Consider the following 2809-nt stretch of genomic DNA (forward strand, 5'->3'; position numbering starts at 1 on the left):
CGGCGGTCCCGGACGGCGGCGGAGACGGCGTTGCCGAGGAAGAGCACGCAGACCACCAGCACCAGGGCGAACAGCGCCGCGCTCTTGCGGTCCACCGCCCGCACGATGGTGGAGGCGACCCCGAGCGCCGACCAGTTCTCGGTGAGCCGCAGCTCCGGGCGGCCGAACGCACCGGCCGGCAGCTCCACCGTCTGCGGCGCGGCCGAGGAGCCCAGGGTGATGTCAACGTCCAGGCCGGTCGCCCGGTTGATCTGCTCGGCGATCAGCCGGACCCGCTCGGCGGACCGCTCGCTGTAGCCGTCCACCCCGGCGACCCGGACCCGGATGGCGCTGATCGGCGCGGTGCGTTGCGGGCTGTTGCCGCCCTCCAGCAGCTTGGGCACGCTGGCGAGGTTGGTGAGCACCAGCGGCGGCGCCGACAGGTAGCCGGCCGGGTTGCCGCTCGGCTCCAGGGGCCGGCCGCCCAGTGCGGCCCGACTGCGGTCGTCCGCGCTCTCGGCACGCGGCGGCTCGTACGTCTCCAGCGGAACCCCGCCCAGGTCGCTGAAGCCGGCCAGCTTCTCCGGGTCGAAGACCCCGACGGCCTGCCACTGGTGGTACCGGGTGGCCGCGCCACCCTCCTTTCCGGCGAGGGCCCGCACCGACCGGAAGCCGTTGTCCTCGGCCAGCCAGGGCCGGGGCAGGAAGTTGTGGGTGAACTGGGTGCCGTACACCTCGGGGTCGGCGGGCGGGACCGCGTCAGCGCGCAGGGTGCCGTCGGGCAGCTCGCGGTATGTCACCGGACCCGCCTGGATCACCCGCTGGAACTGGCCGCGGCAGCAGGCGTCGCCGTCGATCCCCTTCGCCAGCTGGGCCCGATAGGCGGCGCCCGCCTCGACCTCCGCCGACCCGGCCGGAATCCCGCTGGCCCGGCCCAGGGTCCGTTCCAGTTCCGTGGCCGGCACGGTTGCCGGCCGGGCCGTGGGCAGCCGGGTGAACCGGGCGCGCACCGTGCTGTCGAAGAAGGGACGGTTGGTGACCAGCGCCGGTGCGGTACGGGTGACCTGGCTGCCGCCGCGCTGCTCGGTCACCGGCTCGTCGGGCCGGACCGACCGACCGCCGACCACCGCGGCGTCCAGTCCCACCAGCCGGTTCTCGGCGACCGGGTCGACGGCGGCGATCAGCAACGGCACGGTCATCTGGTAGGTCAGCACCAACCGGTCGGCGGTGGTGGGGCCGGTGCCCGGGGCGAGCAGGCCGTTGGCCGCCTCGAACCGGCCGTCCGGCAGCAGCCGTACCGAGTCGAGGCTCCACAGTTCCCGTTCCGAGAGGGTGGCCGGGTTGGCCTGGAGGGCGCCGAACTGGGGGTCGCAGACCGGCCGGCTCCGTCCGTCGGGGAGCACCTCCCGCGGCACGGGTCCGCACACGATGTCCCACGGGTACGACCGGCCGTCGGTGTACGGCGTCCCCCGCTCGGACAGCTCACCGTCGAATCGGGGATAGATGAGGCGGTGCTTCGTCACGTACACGTAGCGCGGCTTGGCCCCGGCGGTGGAGAGGCCACGTTCGGCGACGAAGGTGGGATCGACGCGGATCACCTGCCGGTCCAGGCCGCGGTCGACGGCGTCGGTGACGTCGAACGACATCGGCACCGGTGCGGTGGAGTGGCCGAGCATCGCGATGGGTGCTGCCACGTCGACGCCGGTCACCGCCCGGACCTGCTCGTACTGGGCGGTGGTGATGCCGCCGAAGAGGCCGGAGAGGTAGTTGGGGCGGACCAGCCGCCGCTCGACCTCCAGCGGCGTGCGCGTCCCCTTCGGACGGACCAGGATGTCGTACGCCGCCCGGGTGTTCCGCTCGACGGTCCCGGTGACATCCAGACGGGAGGTGGTGGTGGCCCCGGTCAGGACGACGAACCCGGTGGTCGCCACCAGGACCCCGACCAGCAGGGCCACCGACCGCCCCGCACGGCCGCGAAGCTGCCTCCAGACGAAGCTGAGCATGTCGCGCCTCCCCGTGTGCTGCCCCCACTCTGCGCGATACATTGTGACAATGCAAGACCCGACCCGGAGGTGACATGGCGATCCAGCACGCCGTCCTGGCCCTGCTCGCCCACGGCCCCAGCCACGGCTATCAGCTCAAGGGCGCGTTCGAGGCCGCCGTCGGCCCGCAGTGGGGGCCGCTGAACATCGGCCACCTCTACCAGATCCTGGACCGGCTCTCCCGCGACGGCCTGGTCGTCTCGGCACGGGAGCCGCAGCCGGTCAAACCCGACCGGGTGGTCTACGAGATCACCCCCGACGGCCGGGCCGAGCTGGACCGCTGGCTGTCCGAGCCGAGCCCGCGCAGCGGCGGCTTCCGGGACGACTTCTTCCTCAAGGTCACCGCCGCCGCCCGGACCGGCACGCCGGAGACGGTGCGGTCCGTCCTGGCCAACCAGCGCGGGCACCTGATGCGGGAGCTGCGCAACCTGGACGGGCTGCGCCGGGGGGCGGCGGACCCGGTGGTCGGGCTGCTGCTCTCGGCCGCCAGCCGGCACGTCGAGGCCGACCTCGCCTTCGTCGACGACGCCGAGTCGGCGCTGCTCGCCGACGGTGGCGCGACGCTTGCCGCGCTGGCGCGCGACCGCCCGGTGGCGGCGGCCCCGGCCGAGGGCACGGGGCCGAGCCGGGCGGCCGGCTGACGGACCGGTCCGCCCGACAGGCCGGCGGGAGCGCGAGCCGGCGGTGTTACTCCTCTGCCAGCAGTCGTGCCGTGGGTAGGCGGTGCAGCAGCGTGGCCGGCGCCAGCGCCGCGGTGGCGGTGAGCAGCACGCCGCCCGCCGCTGTGA

The 2809-nt window shown here is 74.3% G+C and carries 2 protein-coding genes; one reads left to right on the forward strand and one right to left on the reverse strand.

The annotated features are described in order from the left end of the window. On the reverse strand, positions 1 to 1982 hold a 1982-nt coding region (locus SM577_RS31595), incomplete at its 3' end, for an ABC transporter permease (RefSeq protein WP_474588698.1). 74 nt (positions 1983 to 2056) lie between these two features. Between SM577_RS31595 and SM577_RS31600 the strand changes: the two genes are divergently transcribed. Beyond that, positions 2057 to 2662: a PadR family transcriptional regulator gene (locus SM577_RS31600; protein WP_302919482.1), complete on the forward strand. Its 606-nt coding sequence runs from the start codon at positions 2057 to 2059 to the stop codon at positions 2660 to 2662. Positions 2663 to 2809 lie beyond the last annotated feature (147 nt).

The sequence above is a fragment of the Micromonospora desertarenae genome, assembly GCF_056150265.1.

Coding starts and splice junctions, on each gene's coding strand:
- SM577_RS31600 (WP_302919482.1), top strand. CDS start 2,057: ATGGCGATCCAGCACGCCGTCCTGGCCCTGCTCGCCCACGGCCCCAGC.